Here is a 16,958-nt window from a genome sequence, read left to right on the forward strand (position 1 = left end):
TCTATGGAACTCGATAGAAGAAAACTTTCTAATGTCATAGATGTAGCGAGAAGAAGAAAAGCCGCTGATGTATTAATAAAGAATGCAAAGATCGTTAATGTCTTTAATGAATCAATTGAAGAGGGTAATATTGCAATTGCAGAAGGAATTATTGCGGGAATCGGCAATTACGAAGAAGGAAGCACTATTTATGATGTAAATGGAGCATTCGTTGCACCTTCCTTTATAGATTCCCATATGCACATAGAAAGCACAATGCTTATACCAACAGAGTTTGCGAAGGCAGTAGTCCCTCTTGGAACTACAACTGCTATTGTTGACCCTCATGAAATAGCAAATGTTGCAGGTATTCCTGGAATTCAGTTTATGATAAATGCCTCAAAAGATTTACCTATGGATATTTACTTTATGCTTTCAAGTTGTGTTCCCGCAACTAACCTTGAGACATCTGGTGCAATTCTATACGCAGAAGACCTTGCGATGTTAAAGAATCACGAAAAGGTTCTTGGTCTTGCCGAGATGATGAATTATCCAGGTGTAATAAATAAAGATCCAGAGATTCTTGATAAAATTCTTCTCTTTAGGGATGGGATAATTGACGGTCATTCTCCTACGCTTTCAGGTTATGAACTTAACGCATATTTATCGGCAGGCATTCTTGCTGACCATGAATGTACAACAAAAGAAGAGGCTCTTGAGAAGTTATCCAAAGGTATGTGGATAATGATGAGAGAAGGTTCTGTTACAAGAGATGTAATGAGCCTATTGCCAGTTTTGAACGATAAAACCAAACACAGATTTTTGCTTTGTACTGACGATAAGCATCCAGAAGACCTTATTTCAGAGGGACATTTAAACTATGCAATTAAACTTCTTGTAGAAAATGGTATTCCTTTGCCTACTGCAGTAAGGCTTGCAACACTTAATCCTTCACTCTTCTTTGGATTCAGAAGAAAGGGCGGTGTTGCACCTGGCTATATTGCAGACCTTGTTGTTTTTGATAATCTGAATAAAATGAGTCTTGTTTTTAAAGAAGGAGCACTTGTTGCAAAAGATGGAAAGGCTCTTTTTGATGTCGAGGAGCCAAGGCACGATGATGCAGTTAAGAATACAATAAACCTTAAAGCGGCAACTTTTGAGAAGTTAAGAGTTGCAAATAAAGGCAAAAAGATTAGAGTAATAGGCTTAAGGCACGATTCAATAGTGACAGATGAATTGATTGTAACTCCAAAAGTTGAAGATGGTTTTGTCGTATCTGATACTGAAAATGATGTTATAAAAATTGCTGTGTTTGAAAGGCACAAGGCAACAGGCAAAGTCTCCGTCGGTTTTATAAAAGGGCTTGGTTTAAAGAGAGGTGCATTTGCAACCTCAATAGCGCACGATTCTCACAACATAATTGTTGCTGGAGAAAATGATAGAGATATGCTTCTTGTTGTAACCCAACTTGAAGCAATAGGAGGAGGAATTGCAATCGCTAAGGACGGTGCTGTCCTTGATTATCTTGCTCTTCCATATGGTGGACTAATGACGAATCGTTCAGTTTATGAAGTTGCAGAAGTCCTTGAAAGACTTCATAAGATTGCGCATAATGAACTTGGTGTAACATATCCAGATCCATTTATGGCGCTTGCCTTTATGCATCTTGCTGTTATTCCAAAACTAAAAATAACTGATTCAGGACTTGTTGATGTTGAAAAATTCACTTTCGTTGATCTTTTTGTAGATTAGGAGGTTTTGAAGTGCTTTTAAAAAATGCAAACATTGTTACAGATGGAAATAATACAAGAAGAGTCCATATTTTTGTTGAGAACGGTAAAATAGTAAACATTTTTGAAAATAGCATTCCAGAAAATATACCGCAAAATGATGTTATAGATTGCTCAAACTTCATTGTTTTTCCAGGATTTATTGATGCTCATGTCCACTTTGACGACCCAGGTTACACAGATAGGGAAGATTTTTTAACAGGGACTATGAGTGCAGCTAAAGGTGGAGTGACAACTGTTGTTGATATGCCGTGTACTTCTATTCCAGAGGTCATTACGAAAGAAAATCTACAATATAAACTTGATATTGTTTCAAAAAAAGCAGTTATTGATTTTTCTTTTTGGGGAGGCGTTACCCCTGAACAAATCCATTCAGGAGAGTACAAGAAAACTATAAAAGAGTTGAAAGATGAAGGAGTTGTAGGGCTCAAACTTTACACCATTTCTGGTATGAAATCTTATCCAAGGGTTAATATCGAAGAAATGGCTCTTGTTTTTGACACAATAAGAGAATTGGGATTGGTTGCAGGAATACACGCTGAAGATTTCGAACTTGTTGATTTTTTTACAAAAAGAGAACTCAGCCTCAACAATTTTGCGGGGAATGCGTGGGCTAAGGGTAGAAATTATGAGGCAGAAGCAGTTGCAATTTTAAGAAGCATTGCACTTGCAAAGGAATTTAAGAATAAAGTTCATATTGTTCACCTCTCATCAAAACTTGGTCTCGAGATGATTGAAAAAGCAAAGGAAGATGGTATTGACATAACAACAGAGACATGTCCTCATTATCTTGTTTTTAATGAAGATGATCTATCTAAAATAGGTGCAATTTTGAAAACTGCTCCTCCTGTACGCAAAAAAGAAGATTCTGAGTATCTCTGGGATGGTCTTAGGAGGGGAACAGTTGACTTTGTAACGACTGACCATGCAGGCGGAGTCTATCCTGAAGAAAAAAATAAGGAAAGTATTTGGGACAATTATGCTGGAATTCCAGGTGTCCAAACAAGATTTAATGTTATATACACATTTGGATTTGCAACAGGCATACTAACCTTATCTCAATTAAAGAGAGTTCTATCAGAAAAACCTGCGGAAAGATTTGGGCTAAAAAAGAAAGGCAAAATTGATGTGGGTTTTGATGCAGATTTTGTGCTTGTTAATCCTTTTGAAAGTTTTATATTTAACGCAAGTGAAGACTTACTTTGTAAAAATAAATACTCGCCTTTTGATGGCTTTGTTTTTAAGGGCGTTATTGAGAAAACAATAGTAAGAGGAAATATCGTTTACGAAAAAGATAAGGGTATTGTTGTTCAACAAGGCTACGGTAAATTCGTTAAGAGTGAGTTTTAGATTTTGATTGAGTTTTTTAAAGGGGGCTTTTTGCCCCCTTTATTTATTTTTCTCCCTTTATGAAAGGTTCGCCAAGTGCTTTTGGTGCACCAAGGTGTTTCCTCATTATTTCTCTTGCAGTTATAAGAAGTATTATAAGAGTCACTATATAAGGAGTCATTTTTAGTATTGGCACAGGAATTCCTAAAGGTTGTAAAATGTACTGTAGAACATCAACTCCTCCAAATATGTAAGCACCTAATATTGCTCTAAGCGGATCCCACTGTGCAAAAATTGTTAAAGCGATAACGATCCATCCACGACCACCAGTCATACCTTCAATCCATGATGGCATATATGCTAAAGTTAAGTATGCACCAGCAAAACCAGCAAAGCAACCGCCTGTGAAAGTTGATAAGTATTTTACAAGTCCAACATTAATTCCAAGAGCATCTGCTGCTTTGGGATTTTCTCCAACTGACCTAATGTTAATTCCCCATCTTGTTTTGAAGAGTATAAACCACGCAAGGACTGCAAGAATGATGCCTGTGTAAAAAAGAGGGTCCCTATTAAATAATATTGGTCCTATAAATGGAATTTTTGATAACCATGGGATTGCAACCTCAGAAAATCTTGTAGGAAGAGGTACTCCTATGTAGTTTTTACCAAGCATACCTGCAAGTCCACTTCCAATCATTGCTATTGCAAGTCCTGAAAGGGTTTGTATCCCCCTTATGTTGATTGAAACAAAAGCGTGGAGCAGTGCAAGAACTCCTCCTGCAAGTATTCCCGCAAAAAGTCCTAAAACCAGGTTTTTTGTTGTGTAGGTAACGCTAAATCCTACTATTGCACCTAGTGCCATCATTCCCTCGATACCGAGGTTTAAAATTCCCGAGCGTTCAGTTATAATCTCGCCAACAGTTCCTAAAAGAAGTGGTGTTCCTGCAACCATTGTCCTTTGAAGGATTGAAATTATAAGATTCATTTTATCACCTTCTTATCTTTATTTTGTATTCTGTAAAGAAGTTGCCAATCATTACAAAGATTAGAATGAATCCGTTAAATGCATTGATCGTTGAGGAAGGAAAGCCAAGCGAAGTTTGTATTACATCACCGCCAACGAGGATTCCACCAAAGAATAATGCGGAAACTAATGCAAGAATCGGGTTTAGTTGGGCAAGCCACGCAACGATTATAGCAGTATATCCATAGTCAGAGGAGACCTGTGCAGGGTATGTAAGGTGCCTATGGATACCTGCAACCTCGCCTACTCCAGCAATACCTGCAAGACCGCCTGAAATAAGCATCATTATAATTGTCATTTTTACAAAATCGATACCTGAATATTCTGCTGCGTGAGGGTTTTCACCAGCAACCTTTATCTCAAAGCCATATTTTGTTTTTTCAATGAAGTAATACACTACAACAACCGATATTAAAGCTATAATTAGAGTAATATAACTAATCCTTGTTCCCGGTATCTGTGCTAAGGTTGCGCTTGGTGGAAAGTTGTCGGTGTAAGGAAAGCCATATTGAGTTTTGCCTTTCCATGGTCCATAGACAAGATATTCTACAAAGTCTTCTGCTATGTAGTTCAACATTAAGGTTGCAATTATTTCATTAATTCCAAGTTTAACTTTTAATACAGCAGGAATAAAGCCATATAAAGCACCACCTATGAAGCCAACAATGAACATCAAGGGTATTGTTGTTATTGCAGAGTGTGTGGGACCATAATTTAACGCAATCCATGTAGACAATGTTGCTCCAATAAGTAGTTGTCCATTTGCACCAATATTCCAGAACTTTCCTTTAAATGCGACAATAAGCCCTTCCGCAATTAGAAGCAGTGGAATTGCTTTTGTTATTGTTTCTTTTATACCAAATGCAGAGCCAAATGAACCCTGAAATATTTTATAGAATGCATAAAATGGGTTTACTCCTCTGAGTAAAAATATAAAACTCGATATAATAACCGCAACAAAAATAGAAAGTAGATATACAGTGGTGGAGTAGCGCTTTGAAACATAACCTCTCTTTTCAATTGAAATATGCATCCCTGTCCTCCTACATTCTCATAGAACCAGCCATCATCAAGCCAATTTCTTCGATGGAAACTTTCTTTGGGTCAACAATTCCCATAAATTCTCCCATAAACATTACCGCAACTCTATCGCTCAGTTGAAGAATTTCCTCAAGATCTTCTGATACGAGGAGTATTGCAGATCCTTCTTTTCTCTTCTGCAACAATAATTTTCTTATATACTCTGTTGCAGCAATATCAAGCCCATATGTTGGGTGTGCTGCTACTATAAAAGTAGATTTTGTTGTCGTCTCTCTTGCAAGAATTAATTTTTGAATATTACCTCCCGATAGAAGCTTTGCTTTCGTTTCTATAGATGGTGTTGCAATTGAAAATTCCTTAACAAGTTTAATTGCAAATTCTTTAATTGTTTTATAGTTGAGTATACCTCTATTTGAAAATGGCTCTTTGTAATAGTCTCTTAACACAGCATTTTCATAGACTGGGAGATTAGGAACAATACCGTATTTAATTCTTTCTTCTGGGATATGTGCAACGCCCATTTCTCCTATCTCACGGGCTCCTTTATTTTGTATTTCCTTACCATTAATCAAAATCCTTCCTTTTTCAACTCTTCTTAATCCCGTAAGCGCTTCAACTAACTCTCTTTGTCCGTTTCCTGAGACACCTGCTATTCCAAGAATTTCTCCCTTTCTTACTTCAAAATTCAAATTCTTTATTGCTTTTAATCCTTTATCGTTAAGAACTTCAAGGTTTTCCACCTTTACAACTACTTCTCCTGGTTTTATATATTCTTTTTCAAGGTTAAAAAGAATTTCTCTACCAACCATCATCTTTGCTAATTCTTCTTTTGTTGCATCTTTAGTTGTAGTGGAACCAATTACTTTTCCTTGTCTTAAAACAGTTACTATGCCCCCCAATTCGTAAACTTCTTCAAGTTTGTGTGTAATAAAAATAACAGAGTGTCCATTCTTAACAAGATGCTTTATAGTTTTAAAAAGTTCGCTTGCCTCTTGTGGTGTCAAGACTGAAGTTGGTTCATCTAAAATGATAAGTTTTGCACCTCTCATTAAGGCTTTTAAGATTTCAACTCTTTGCTGCTCTCCTGCAGAAAGTTGCCAGATCTTTGCATCAGGATTCACATGTAATCCAATTTCGCTACTGTATCTCTCAATCTCTTTTGCAATTTCTTTTGTTGGGTTTAAAAACTTTGTTCCTGAAAGCCCCAGTGCAATATTCTCTGCAACTGTATGGTTTTCAACTAGCATGAAGTGTTGGTGCACCATACCAATGCCATATTTCATTGCAGTTCTCGGAGAGTCTATGAATACTTTTTTTCCATTTATGTATATTTCTCCATCATCTGGTTGGTAAATACCATAAATGATGTTCATTAATGTTGTTTTCCCTGCACCATTTTCTCCAAGAAGTGCATGTATTTCACCAGCATTAATCTTCAGTGAAATTCTGTTGTTTGCAACAACACCAGGGAACTCTTTGTAAATGTCCTTAAGTTCAAGTGATTTGAATTCTGTAACTTTTTCTTCCAAGTTTTCACCTCACTTAATTTAATTGAAGGGGGGATTTTTCCTCCCCCCTTAAAATTCGTTTTTGTTTATCCTTTATTTAGGAATTTCGCCTACAACATTATCAACAAACCAGTCCATACTCCAGAGCATATCATGAGACGCTCTTTCACCTGGTTTAAGCCTCAAAGTTCCTTTCTGGTCATAGATTGGTCCGGTGAATGGATCAAACAGAACAGTTGGTTCACTCATCTGTTCTTTTCTCTTCATAACAAGGTCGTAAACGCTAATCTTTCCAAGGATTGGATCGTTAACAAATTTTGCTTTGAGTGCGTCTGTGAATTTTGGATTAATTGGTGTATTGAAATCTGCTCCGAGTATGCATGCACCTTCTTTCATTAGCCACCAATAATCCTGGTTGGTCCATGTATTGGTGTAGACTCTTCTTAAAATGTCTTCATAAATTGGTTCCCAATCTGCAAGTTGTCCTGATACAACAGTGTCGGGACCATACTGTAACATTGGGCTGTAGTGGGAGAATGTATAAATTTGCTGTCCTTTCTTTGTGTGTTCCTCACCAACATCGACTACTGCGGTTGAGTCTTCTGTAAATGCTAAGGCGTCCACTCCTTCGGAAATTAAAGATTCCGCTGCTTCCTTTGCTTTTGCTGGATCATACCATGTGAAAAGCCATCTTACATAAACTTTTGCCTTTGGATTAGTTTCTTTTACACCAAGTGCGAATGCGTTGATGTGTCTTACTACTTCAGGTGTTGGCTGTGCTGCAACATAACCGACTTTGTTTGTCTTTGTAAGTGCGCCCGCCATTAGTCCAGTAAGGTAATAGGCTTGATAAAGTTCCGCGAAGTAGGTTCCGAGGTTTGTATCCCTCTTGTATCCTGAGCAGTGCTCAAAGATAACATTTGGATACTTCTTTGCAGCCTCTGCTGTTGCATCCATGTAGCCAAAACTTGTTGTGAATACGATGTCGCACTTTTCTTCGTTTACTAACCTGTCGATGTAACGACCTGCATCTGTTTCAGGAACTGATTCAATGTAAACTGTTTTAAGCCATGGGAACTTCTGTTCAAGTTGTTTTCTTGCTGCATCATGTGCAGCAGTCCAACCGTAGTCGCCCGTGGGTCCAACATAGATGAACCCTGCTTTAATTGTCTTTTCCTGTGTTGTTTGGGTTGTGGTTTGTGAGGTTTGCTGTGGCTGACAAGAGACAGAAGTAAAGATAAGCATCAGTAAAACTAATGCTACTCCTAAAGTCTTTAGTTTGTTTTTTAACATACTTCACCTCCTTTAATGTATTCTATTAAATTTGGTTAAAAATTGCAAGAGTTTTGCAAAGAAATCTTAAAAATGGATATAATATGAAAAAAGAAAGGAGAAAAGAAAATGGGACATATAAAGAAGTTAAAATGCTTGGTTTGTGGAAGTGAGTATAACGAAAATGAGGTAATGTATACCTGTCCTAAATGTGGGGATGAGGGCTTGCTTGAAGTTGAATATGATTACGAAGCAATTAAAAAGGAATTTACAAAGGAATACCTTCAAAATAACAAGATGTATAACTTATGGAGATACTTACCCCTTCTTCCTATAAATGATCCATCAAAAATTGGACCTCTTCAAGTAGGTTTCACGCCGTTGTATCCTGTAGAAAGAATAAGAGCAGACCTTGGTGTTTCAAATCTGTATATAAAAGATGACGGAAGAAATCCAACAGCATCCCTTAAAGATAGAGCCTCTGCAATTGTTACTGCAAAAGCAAGGGAACTTGGGTTAAATGAAATTACCTGTGCTTCCACTGGAAATGCAGCTTCATCTCTTGCAGGAGCAACTGCATCGACGGGACTTAAAAGTTATATATTTGTTCCAAAGACTGCACCTGTTGCAAAATTAACACAACTTTTGGTTTTTGGTGCAACGGTTTTTGCAGTTAATGGAACATACGATGAAGCATTTGAACTTTCTATAAAGGCGACAAAAGAGTTTGGCTGGTACAATAGAAACACAGGTTTTAATCCATACACAGTTGAAGGGAAAAAGACAGTTGCGCTGGAAATTGCTGAGCAACTTAATTTTGATGTTCCTGATTATGTTTTTGTTTCTGTTGGAGATGGAAATATTATCTCTGGTGTTTACAAAGGATTTTTTGATTTGCTAAATCTTGGATTTATTGAAAAAATGCCAACGCTTGTACCAGTCCAGGCTGAGGGTTGTGCACCTGTGGTTGATGCCGTAAATGGAGACGGCATTATAAGGCCTGTTACACCTAATACGATAGCAGATAGTATTTCAGTTGGAATACCTCGCTCCGGGATAATGGCTGTAAAGTATATAAAGGAAACAAAAGGTTTTGGCATAAAGGTAAGCGATGAAGAAATACTTTCTGCTATTAAATATCTTGGCACAATGAGTGGGATTTTTGCTGAACCTGCTGCTTCAACTTCGTTTGCAGGTTATCTAAAGGCATTAAAAGAAGGATTGGTTAAAAAGGACGATAAGGTTGTTGTAATTATAACAGGAAACGGACTTAAAGATATTGCAAGCGCAATGAAATCTGTAAAAGAGCCAATTTATATTGATCCTACAATTGAGGATGTGAAGAAAAAGTTAAATGAAATAATTTGATTACTCGGAAAGTGGCGATATAATAGTTATTAATTCTTTTTTAACAAGAACAAAATCCCGTTTCTCAATTAATTCTTTGGAGTTTATGCTTCTTAACTCCGCATCAACAACGGGTAAAAATTGAATATCCTTTAAGAATTTGTTTAATGCGTCGGAAAAACGCATATTTGCAGGGACATAAATGAAGCCCTTAATTATAAAGGCACCTGCTACAATAACAACTTCAGTCTTTTTTGTGTTTGGATTAATTGCCATTTGTATCCCTCCAAATAATTAAAGGCAGGGTTAATCCTGCCTTGTTGTTTTTTACTTCTTTTTTGCTTCTTTTTGCTTTTTCCTTACGCTTGGTGGGACATAATACCTTCTCTTTTTAATTTCAGCATAAATCCCATCCTTTGCGCATTCTCTTCTAAATCTTTTAAGCATGTCCTCTAAGGACTCGTTCTGTCTTCTACGTACTTCTGCCACTGGTTTTCTCCTAACTTGTCGTTAGGATAATCGCCTCCTTTCACATTTTTCTCAATACAAGTTTACAGATTTTTAAAATATTGTCAAGAAATTTTACTAAATTTTTCTGTGAAATTTTCTATTTTTTCTATTGCAAAATATTACTTTTATAGTTATAATTTACTGGAGGTGAAAAGAAATGAGCGAATTTATACAGAATAATTTGAGCAGAGACGAAAGACTTAATCTTATGAGAAAGTTGTTGATAGATATGGACAAGGGTCTTATTTCTCCCCAAGAAGTAAAAGAACGATTCAAAAAGATCTTGGAGAATGTTCACCCTGCAGAAATCGCAATAATAGAAAATACATTAATTGTTCAAGACCATTTTCCACAGGAAAAGATACATAGGCTTTGCGATGTCCATATAGATATTTTTAGAGAATCTCTCGAACAAGAGGAAATTAAAGTTAGTAAGGGGCACCCTCTGTATTTGCTTTTTGATGAACACAAAAAAATTGTTGAGTTGCTTGGCAAATTTATGCAAATTGCAAACAAAATAGAGCAAAATAAGGACCCAAATTATATCAGGGGAATATTTCAGGAAAACGCCGAAATTTTTGATATGGTTTTCGATATCGAAAACCATATGGTAAGAGAAGAAAATGCTTTATTCCCATTTTTGGAGAAGCATGATGTTGTTCAACCTCCACAGATTCTTTGGAACGAGCATGACTCACTTAGAGCAAGATTTAAAGAACTGAAAGGATACTTAGAGAAAAGTAAGAATAATAATCTTACTCAAGAAGAGGTTAATAACTTACCAAATCTCTTAAAGTATATTGTTGATTTGAAGACCTCTCATATTTATAAAGAAAACAAAATTCTTTTCCCAACTGCTCTTGATAAGCTCGAAGAAAATGAGTGGAATAAAGTTTCTGAAGGAATGATAGAGATTGGTTTTACAAAATTTACTGATAAGGCACTTATCCCTGAAATAAACAAAGAATCATCTGAAAAACAAGCGACCGAAGATAGGTATATTTATCTTGATTCGGGTAAATTTACACTTGATGAATTAAATGCCTTTTTTGAAACACTTCCAATCGAAGTTACCTTTATTAACAAGGACGATATAGTCCAATTCTTTAATAGAGGTGAAAAGAGAATTTTCGTGAGAACAAAGTCGGTTTTGGGAAGAAGTGTGCAAAATTGCCACCCTCCAAAAAGTGTTCATATAGTTAATAAAATCCTTGAGGATTTTAAGAGTGGAAAAAGAGATTCAGCAGAGTTTTGGATAAATTCGCAAGGAAGACTAATATATATTAGGTATTTTGCTGTAAGGGATACTTACGGTAATTACCTTGGGACACTTGAAGTTACCCAAGATGTGACTGATATTAAGAAATTAGAAGGAGAAAAAAGAATTTATTCTGAAGAATAGGAGGAAATTATGGTTACAAAAGAAGAAATCATTAACGCTTTAAAGAATGTTTATGACCCAGAAATTCCTATTAACATTGTTGACCTTGGTCTAATTTACAAACTTGATGTTGATGAGGAAAATGGTGTTGTAAAGATTTTAATGACTATGACTGCGCCAGGCTGTCCCATGGGAAACTATATCTTAAATGATGTCGAAATGGTCGTTAGGTCTCTTGACGGTGTAAAAGATGTGCAAATTGAGTTAACATATGATCCGCCATGGTCACCTGATATGATGAGTGAGGAAGCAAAAAAGGAGTTAGGTTACTTATGATATACTTTGACAACGCAAGTTCAACCAAACCAGATCCAGAAGTAGTAAAAGAAATGAGTGATTTTGCTTTGGAATTTTATGCAATACCTTCTTCTATATTTTCTCATTCTTTAGGTCAAGCAGTTCAGGACAGGATTCAAGAGGCAAGAGATTATATTGCAAATAAACTTGGCGTTAGTGGAAATGAAATAGTTTTTACTTCCTCAGGAACGGAATCGAATAACCTTGCTATAAAAGGGTTTGCTTATGCCAATAAAAATAAAGGGAAACATATAGTAACATCTAAGATAGAACATATATCGGTAACGGAATCTGTTAAAAGGCTCGAAAGAGAAGGTTTTGAAGTTACTTATGTAGGTGTAGATAAACAGGGTTTTATTGATCTCAACGAATTAAAGGATTCTTTGAGAGATGATACAATTTTAGTTACAGTTCAACTTGCAAATCATGAAGTAGGAACAATCCAAAATTTAAAAGAGATTTCAAAGCTTGTAAAGGAAAAAGGTATAGCACTTCACGTTGATGGAGCAGTTGCTATTCCATACACAAAATTGAATTTAAAAGAAACCGGTATAGATTTGCTTACAATTTCTCCACATAAATTTTACGGACCAAAAGGGATTGGCATTCTTTACGTAAAGAGCGGAACCAAAATTGAAAAACTTATAGATGGTGGATTCAATGAATTTAATTTAAGAGCAGGTCATGAAAATACACCTGCAATAATTGGTGCAAAGAAGGCTTTTGAATTATGGGACGATTCCTTTGTAACACACCTTAGAGAGATAAAAATGTATCTTTATGAAAGACTTTTGAAAGAAATTCCTGATGTTGAACTTAACGGGACTCTTGATAACTCTCTTCCGCATATACTTAATGTTACTTTCAAATACATAGAAGGAGAATCCATTGCTTTAAGGCTCGATTTTGAAGGTGTAGGAGTAACAACAGGTTCTGCTTGCTATAGCAGGAACCTTCAAGCAAGCCATGTACTTCTTGCTATGGGTAAATCACACGAGGATTCGCATGGTTCAATAAGATTCTCTTTGTCAAAATACAATACGAAAGAAGAAATAGATTATACAATTGAAAAACTAAAAGAAATCGTTGATGATTTAAGAAGAATAAGCCCATTATTAGGAGGTAAGTAATGCCAATACCATATACGAAATTAGTTATTGAACACTTTAAAAATCCACACAATGTTGGAGAAATTCCTGATGCGGATGTAAAAGTAACTGAGGGAAGCCCTGCGTGTGGTGATATGATAACTCTCTACCTTAAAATTGATCCAGAAACCAAAAAAATAGTTGATGTTAAGTTTAAATCTTATGGCTGTGCTTCAAACATTGCAACCGCATCAATAATAACAGATCTTGTTAAGGGGAAAACGGTTGAGGAAGCAAAAAATATAACCTGGAAAGATGCTGCTGAAGCATTGGGAGGTCTTCCTCCTGTAAAAGTGCATTGTTCTGTGCTTGCAGCAGATGCATTACATTCAGCAGTTGAACTGTATTTAGAGAAAAATGGTTTGGTTAGGGAGAAAGAGTCAACAACGGTTGACAAGGTTTACGAGAGGCTCTCACATGTTATGAATCCAGAAACAGGGATCGACATTGTTAAATCAAGGATCGTGAAATCTGTTATAGTCAATTCAGGTGTTGTTGAAATTGTCCTTGGAATTGGAGAAAACTCTCAATTTGCAGATAATATAAAAGAAGAAATAATAGAAAGACTTCAGTATCTTTGGGATGTAAAAGAGATAAAAGTCATTTTTAAGGAGTAGAATATGACTGTAAAGGTAAAACTTTACGGCGATTATCTCAAGTATGGACCAGAGGAAACATACATAGTTTTACCCGAAAATTCTACTGTAGAAGATGTTTTAAATAGATTTAACATCAAGGAAAGAAAGTACATAATAGTTTTGGTTAATCTTAAGAGGGCATGGTTTGAAGATAAATTGAACGATGGAGACATTGTAAGTGTATTTTCACCTGTAGGAGGTGGTTAAATGGTCCAGGATCCTGTTTGTAAGATGATTATCGAAAAAGAGAAGGCAATTGCAAGTGTTGAGTATAAGGGTGAAATTTATTACTTTTGTTCTGAAGAGTGTAAAGAAGCGTTTTTAAAAAACCCGGAAAAGTACACTTTAAAACCAAAAAGGCCTGAAAGTTCGGGGTGTTAAGATGCTTTCTAAAGATGAATTAGAAAGATACGATCGGCAAATAAGAATAGATAAGATTGGAGTTGAGGGTCAACAAAAATTGAAAAGTGCAAATGTCCTCGTTGTTGGCGCAGGAGGATTAGGGAGTCCTATTCTTTTGTATCTTGGATCTGCAGGTGTTGGGAGAATCGGTATTGTCGACGGCGATGTAGTTTCGATAACGAATCTTAATAGGCAGATTTTATACAATATGGATGACCTTGGAAAAGAAAAAGTACTTGTTGCAAAAGAAAAAATTGAAAAACTAAATCCAAATATAACCGTTGAAGCATATAACACCTGGTTAACAGATGAGGAAATTACCGAAAGAATTTTTAGCAAGTTTAGTGCAGTAATTGACGCAACAGATAATTACGAAACAAGGTATCTTATAAATAGAATTGCAGTAAAGTTAAACAAGATTCTTTTTATTGGTGCAGTGGGTAGATTTGTTGGTCAACTGATGGTTGTTATTCCACACGAAACTGCATGTTTCAATTGCATTTTTCCCGAGAGAGCTAAAGAAATTCTTTTTGAACTAACCGAGGAAAATAGGAATCAAGGCATAATTGGTACAACTGTGGGGGTTACAGGTACTCTTGTTGCAAATGAATTTATTAAGTACGCTTTGGGTATTGGGGAAATTCTTAGGAATAAACTTCTGTTGTTTGATGGTTTGACTAATGAATTTTCAATTATTAACCTTGAGAAAGACCCAAATTGCAAGGTTTGTAGTATAATATAGATAGTAGTAAATTTTAATAATTTGAAAGGAGGAATGAGTATGAGACAAATGACAGAAAAGAGTTTGCGTGAAGCATTTGCAGGTGAATCTCAGGCACACATGAAGTATCTAATCTTTGCAGAGCAAGCTGAGAAAGAGGGGTTACACGATGTAGCAAGGCTTTTTAGGGCGATTTCTTTTGCTGAGCAGGTTCATGCTACAAATCACTTTAAGGCATTGATGGAATTAAAGAACACTTCGGAGAATTTGCAATCTGCATGGGGTGGGGAGAATTTTGAAATCGAAGAAATGTATCCTGCCTATAATGCAATTGCAAGTTTACAGGATGAGAAAGATGCTATTAGGTCGATTCATTTTGCCCTTTCAGCAGAAAAAATCCATAGAGAACTTTATGCAAACACAAAAGAGAAACTTGATAAAGGTGAAGAGGTTAAATTTGATAAGATTTATATTTGCCCTGTTTGTGGATATACCGTAGTAGGAGAGGCACCCGAACAGTGCCCTATTTGTGGAGCACCTAAAAGTGCTTTTAAAGAATTTTAAAATTTAAAGGAGGCTAAAATGAAAAAGTACAAATGCATGGTTTGTGGGTACATTTATGACCCAGAAGTTGGTGATGACACGCAGGATATTCCTGCAGGAACACCTTTTGAGGATTTACCAGAAGACTGGACTTGCCCTGTTTGTGGAGCAACAAAAGATCAGTTCGAGGAGATTTAAATATGAATGATGTGTTAGAAGTTCTCAAGGCAGCAATGGAAGTAGAACTTAATGGTATTAATCTCTATAAGACTGCAGCGGAGAAAACAGAAGACAAGCAGGCAAAAGAAGTATTTCTCTTCCTTGCGCAAGAAGAAGGAAAGCACTATAAATACCTTAAGGACTTACATGATGCAATAAAAAATAAGTCTGATTTTGTTGTGGATATTCCAAAACCTCAAATGACATTTAAAAGAATATTTTCTGAAGACTTTTTGAATAATCTCAAGGGCAAAAATTTTGAGTTCTCTGCGATTTCAACAGGAATGATTTTAGAGAAAAATTCTGTTCTTTTCTATAAGGAACAGGCAGAGAGAGCGGAGGATCCAAAGGTCAAGTATCTATTTGAAGAATTGATGAAATGGGAAGAGGAGCATCTTAATATGCTCACAAACGAATACAATGACCTCAAGGAAAGATTCTGGGAGGTTAATGATTTCTCACCATTTTAAGGAAGGTGAATAAAGTGATTTATGCAATTATAGGATTAGGAGTTGCGGGAGTAACTGCCGCAAAAACAATAAGGCAATTAGATCCAAAGGGTGAAATCCATATATTCTCTGAGGAGCCGACACTGTATTACCCGAGGCCAAAACTTTTTGAAGTCATTCGCGAAGAAATTCGTGCACGAGACCTGTACTTTTACGACTCAATGTGGTATGAAGAAAGAGATATAAAACTGCATCTCGGCATAAAGGTTCGCAAAGTTGATCCGAAAGAACACCTACTTTTGTTTGATATGGGCGGTAGTTTTGCGTATGATAAACTTCTTATTGCTAATGGTGCCTCAAGTTTTGTTCCTCCAATTAAAGGCGTTTATACTGAAGGGGTTTTTACACTAAGGAACCTGAGTGACGCTTTTGCAATCAGAAGACATTCCTTTATGATCGGAAACGACAAGCCTGTTGCAGTGATTGGTGGTGGTGTTTTGGGATTGGAAGCGGCTTACTCATTTCTTAAAAACAAATTAAAGCCTGTCGTTTTAGAGGGTGGACCATATCTATTACCAAGACAACTCGATCAGGAAGGAGCGAAGATTCTTAAAGGAATATTGATGAATTGGGGAATTGGTATCTTGGAAAATGTAAAGATTGAAGAAATAGTCGGGACTAACAATGTTGAAAAAGTAGTATTAGGCGATGGAACGGTTGTTCCTGCAGAAATGGTTCTTCTTTCTACGGGTGTCCGACCGAATACAGAACTTCTTGAATTATCAAATCTTCCTTTTAATAGAGGTGCTCTTGTAGATTCTTATATGCAGGTTGCCGAGGATATATTTGCAGCAGGTGATATTGCTGAATACAACGGAACTGTATATGGTATTATCCCTCCTGCAATTGAACAAGCAACAATTTCAGGAACAAACATGGTTAAAGACAGGTCGATGGAATACAAAGGTTCAGTTCCCTCTAACACATTAAAAGTTGTAGGGCTTGATCTTACATCTGTTGGTCTTGTTAATCCAAAAGAAGAAGGTTATGAGGTAATTAGGGCAAGTGATGAATCATCCGGCAAATACAGGAAGGTAGTTTTAAAGGATAACAAAGTTGTTGGTGTTATTGTCCTTGGTATAAAAGAAGCAAATGCAGCAAATAAACTTGTATCAAAACAAGCAGATGTAAGTGAGTACAAGGACAAGTTAAGTGACATAAACTTTTCTTTAAAGGAAATAAAAGTTTAAAGATTTTTTACTGAGATAAGAAAGGGGGCATTTTTGCCCCCTCAATTTTT

Annotated in this window: 20 protein-coding genes; 14 read left to right on the forward strand and 6 right to left on the reverse strand. The window is 36.2% G+C overall.

From position 1 onward, the window contains the following. The first annotated feature begins 3 nt into the window (after positions 1 to 3). A complete protein-coding gene (ade, locus tag JHC30_01810) occupies positions 4 to 1,731 on the forward strand; it encodes an adenine deaminase (GenBank protein MCI4462889.1) in 1,728 nt (575 codons plus the stop codon). A gap of 11 nt (positions 1,732 to 1,742) precedes the next feature. Further along, on the forward strand, positions 1,743 to 3,119 hold the full coding sequence (gene allB / locus JHC30_01815) for an allantoinase AllB (protein MCI4462890.1): 1,377 nt from the start codon (positions 1,743 to 1,745) through the stop codon (positions 3,117 to 3,119). Between the two features lie 43 nt (positions 3,120 to 3,162). Here the strand turns inward: allB and JHC30_01820 are convergent, their stop codons facing one another. The 4 genes from JHC30_01820 to JHC30_01835 form a co-directional block, all read right to left on the reverse strand. Further along, positions 3,163 to 4,083: an ABC transporter permease gene (locus JHC30_01820; GenBank protein MCI4462891.1), complete on the reverse strand. Its 921-nt coding sequence runs from the start codon at positions 4,081 to 4,083 to the stop codon at positions 3,163 to 3,165. Positions 4,084 to 4,087: 4 nt separating this feature from the next. Beyond that, complete coding sequence (locus tag JHC30_01825; GenBank protein ID MCI4462892.1) at positions 4,088 to 5,155, reverse strand: ABC transporter permease; 1,068 nt, start codon at positions 5,153 to 5,155, stop codon at positions 4,088 to 4,090. A 10-nt stretch (positions 5,156 to 5,165) separates the two neighbouring features. Next, a complete protein-coding gene (locus JHC30_01830) occupies positions 5,166 to 6,692 on the reverse strand; it encodes an ABC transporter ATP-binding protein (GenBank protein MCI4462893.1) in 1,527 nt (508 codons plus the stop codon). 72 nt (positions 6,693 to 6,764) lie between these two features. Further along, positions 6,765 to 7,964 carry a BMP family ABC transporter substrate-binding protein gene (locus JHC30_01835; GenBank protein MCI4462894.1) on the reverse strand — a complete coding sequence of 400 codons (1,200 nt, stop codon included), beginning with the start codon at positions 7,962 to 7,964 and terminating at the stop codon, positions 6,765 to 6,767. Between the two features lie 108 nt (positions 7,965 to 8,072). Here JHC30_01835 and JHC30_01840 point away from each other — a divergent pair, with 108 nt between their 5' ends. Further along, the gene (locus JHC30_01840) at positions 8,073 to 9,311 is read left to right on the forward strand and encodes a threonine synthase (GenBank protein ID MCI4462895.1); all 1,239 of its coding nucleotides are present in this window, start codon (positions 8,073 to 8,075) and stop codon (positions 9,309 to 9,311) included. Here the strand turns inward: JHC30_01840 and JHC30_01845 are convergent, their stop codons facing one another. Together JHC30_01845 and JHC30_01850 are read right to left on the reverse strand one after the other, a co-directional pair. Beyond that, positions 9,312 to 9,566 (reverse strand): hypothetical protein, encoded by a 255-nt coding sequence (locus JHC30_01845; GenBank protein ID MCI4462896.1) that lies wholly within the window; start codon positions 9,564 to 9,566, stop codon positions 9,312 to 9,314. A 51-nt stretch (positions 9,567 to 9,617) separates the two neighbouring features. Further along, positions 9,618 to 9,779, reverse strand: a complete 162-nt coding sequence (locus tag JHC30_01850; protein MCI4462897.1) for a 30S ribosomal protein S21 — start codon at positions 9,777 to 9,779, stop codon at positions 9,618 to 9,620. A 178-nt stretch (positions 9,780 to 9,957) separates the two neighbouring features. On the opposite strand from JHC30_01850, the gene JHC30_01855 reads away from it, so the two are divergent. Genes JHC30_01855 through JHC30_01905 form a run of 11 tightly spaced genes read left to right on the forward strand, consistent with a single transcriptional unit; the run spans position 9,958 to position 16,908 of the window. Next, positions 9,958 to 11,202: a DUF438 domain-containing protein gene (locus tag JHC30_01855; GenBank protein MCI4462898.1), complete on the forward strand. Its 1,245-nt coding sequence runs from the start codon at positions 9,958 to 9,960 to the stop codon at positions 11,200 to 11,202. 9 nt (positions 11,203 to 11,211) lie between these two features. Then, positions 11,212 to 11,517, forward strand: a complete 306-nt coding sequence (locus tag JHC30_01860; GenBank protein MCI4462899.1) for a metal-sulfur cluster assembly factor — start codon at positions 11,212 to 11,214, stop codon at positions 11,515 to 11,517. Next, a complete protein-coding gene (locus JHC30_01865) occupies positions 11,514 to 12,668 on the forward strand; it encodes a cysteine desulfurase (GenBank protein ID MCI4462900.1) in 1,155 nt (384 codons plus the stop codon). The genes JHC30_01860 and JHC30_01865 overlap by 4 nt, the downstream gene beginning before the upstream one ends. Further along, the gene (locus tag JHC30_01870; protein MCI4462901.1) at positions 12,668 to 13,303 is read left to right on the forward strand and encodes an iron-sulfur cluster assembly scaffold protein; all 636 of its coding nucleotides are present in this window, start codon (positions 12,668 to 12,670) and stop codon (positions 13,301 to 13,303) included. The genes JHC30_01865 and JHC30_01870 overlap by 1 nt, the downstream gene beginning before the upstream one ends. A gap of 3 nt (positions 13,304 to 13,306) precedes the next feature. Next, positions 13,307 to 13,531 (forward strand): MoaD/ThiS family protein, encoded by a 225-nt coding sequence (locus tag JHC30_01875; GenBank protein MCI4462902.1) that lies wholly within the window; start codon positions 13,307 to 13,309, stop codon positions 13,529 to 13,531. After that, complete coding sequence (locus tag JHC30_01880) at positions 13,532 to 13,705, forward strand: YHS domain-containing protein (protein ID MCI4462903.1); 174 nt, start codon at positions 13,532 to 13,534, stop codon at positions 13,703 to 13,705. Position 13,706: 1 nt separating this feature from the next. Further along, positions 13,707 to 14,468, forward strand: a complete 762-nt coding sequence (locus tag JHC30_01885) for a HesA/MoeB/ThiF family protein (protein MCI4462904.1) — start codon at positions 13,707 to 13,709, stop codon at positions 14,466 to 14,468. A 39-nt stretch (positions 14,469 to 14,507) separates the two neighbouring features. Next, a complete protein-coding gene (locus JHC30_01890; protein ID MCI4462905.1) occupies positions 14,508 to 15,011 on the forward strand; it encodes a rubrerythrin family protein in 504 nt (167 codons plus the stop codon). Positions 15,012 to 15,029: 18 nt separating this feature from the next. Beyond that, on the forward strand, positions 15,030 to 15,188 hold the full coding sequence (locus tag JHC30_01895; GenBank protein MCI4462906.1) for a rubredoxin: 159 nt from the start codon (positions 15,030 to 15,032) through the stop codon (positions 15,186 to 15,188). Between the two features lie 2 nt (positions 15,189 to 15,190). Beyond that, a complete protein-coding gene (locus JHC30_01900) occupies positions 15,191 to 15,679 on the forward strand; it encodes a ferritin family protein (protein ID MCI4462907.1) in 489 nt (162 codons plus the stop codon). Between the two features lie 5 nt (positions 15,680 to 15,684). Then, positions 15,685 to 16,908: an NAD(P)/FAD-dependent oxidoreductase gene (locus tag JHC30_01905; GenBank protein MCI4462908.1), complete on the forward strand. Its 1,224-nt coding sequence runs from the start codon at positions 15,685 to 15,687 to the stop codon at positions 16,906 to 16,908. Positions 16,909 to 16,958 lie beyond the last annotated feature (50 nt).

The sequence above is a fragment of the Caldisericum sp. genome (assembly GCA_022759145.1).
Lineage (GTDB): Bacteria > Caldisericota > Caldisericia > Caldisericales > Caldisericaceae > Caldisericum.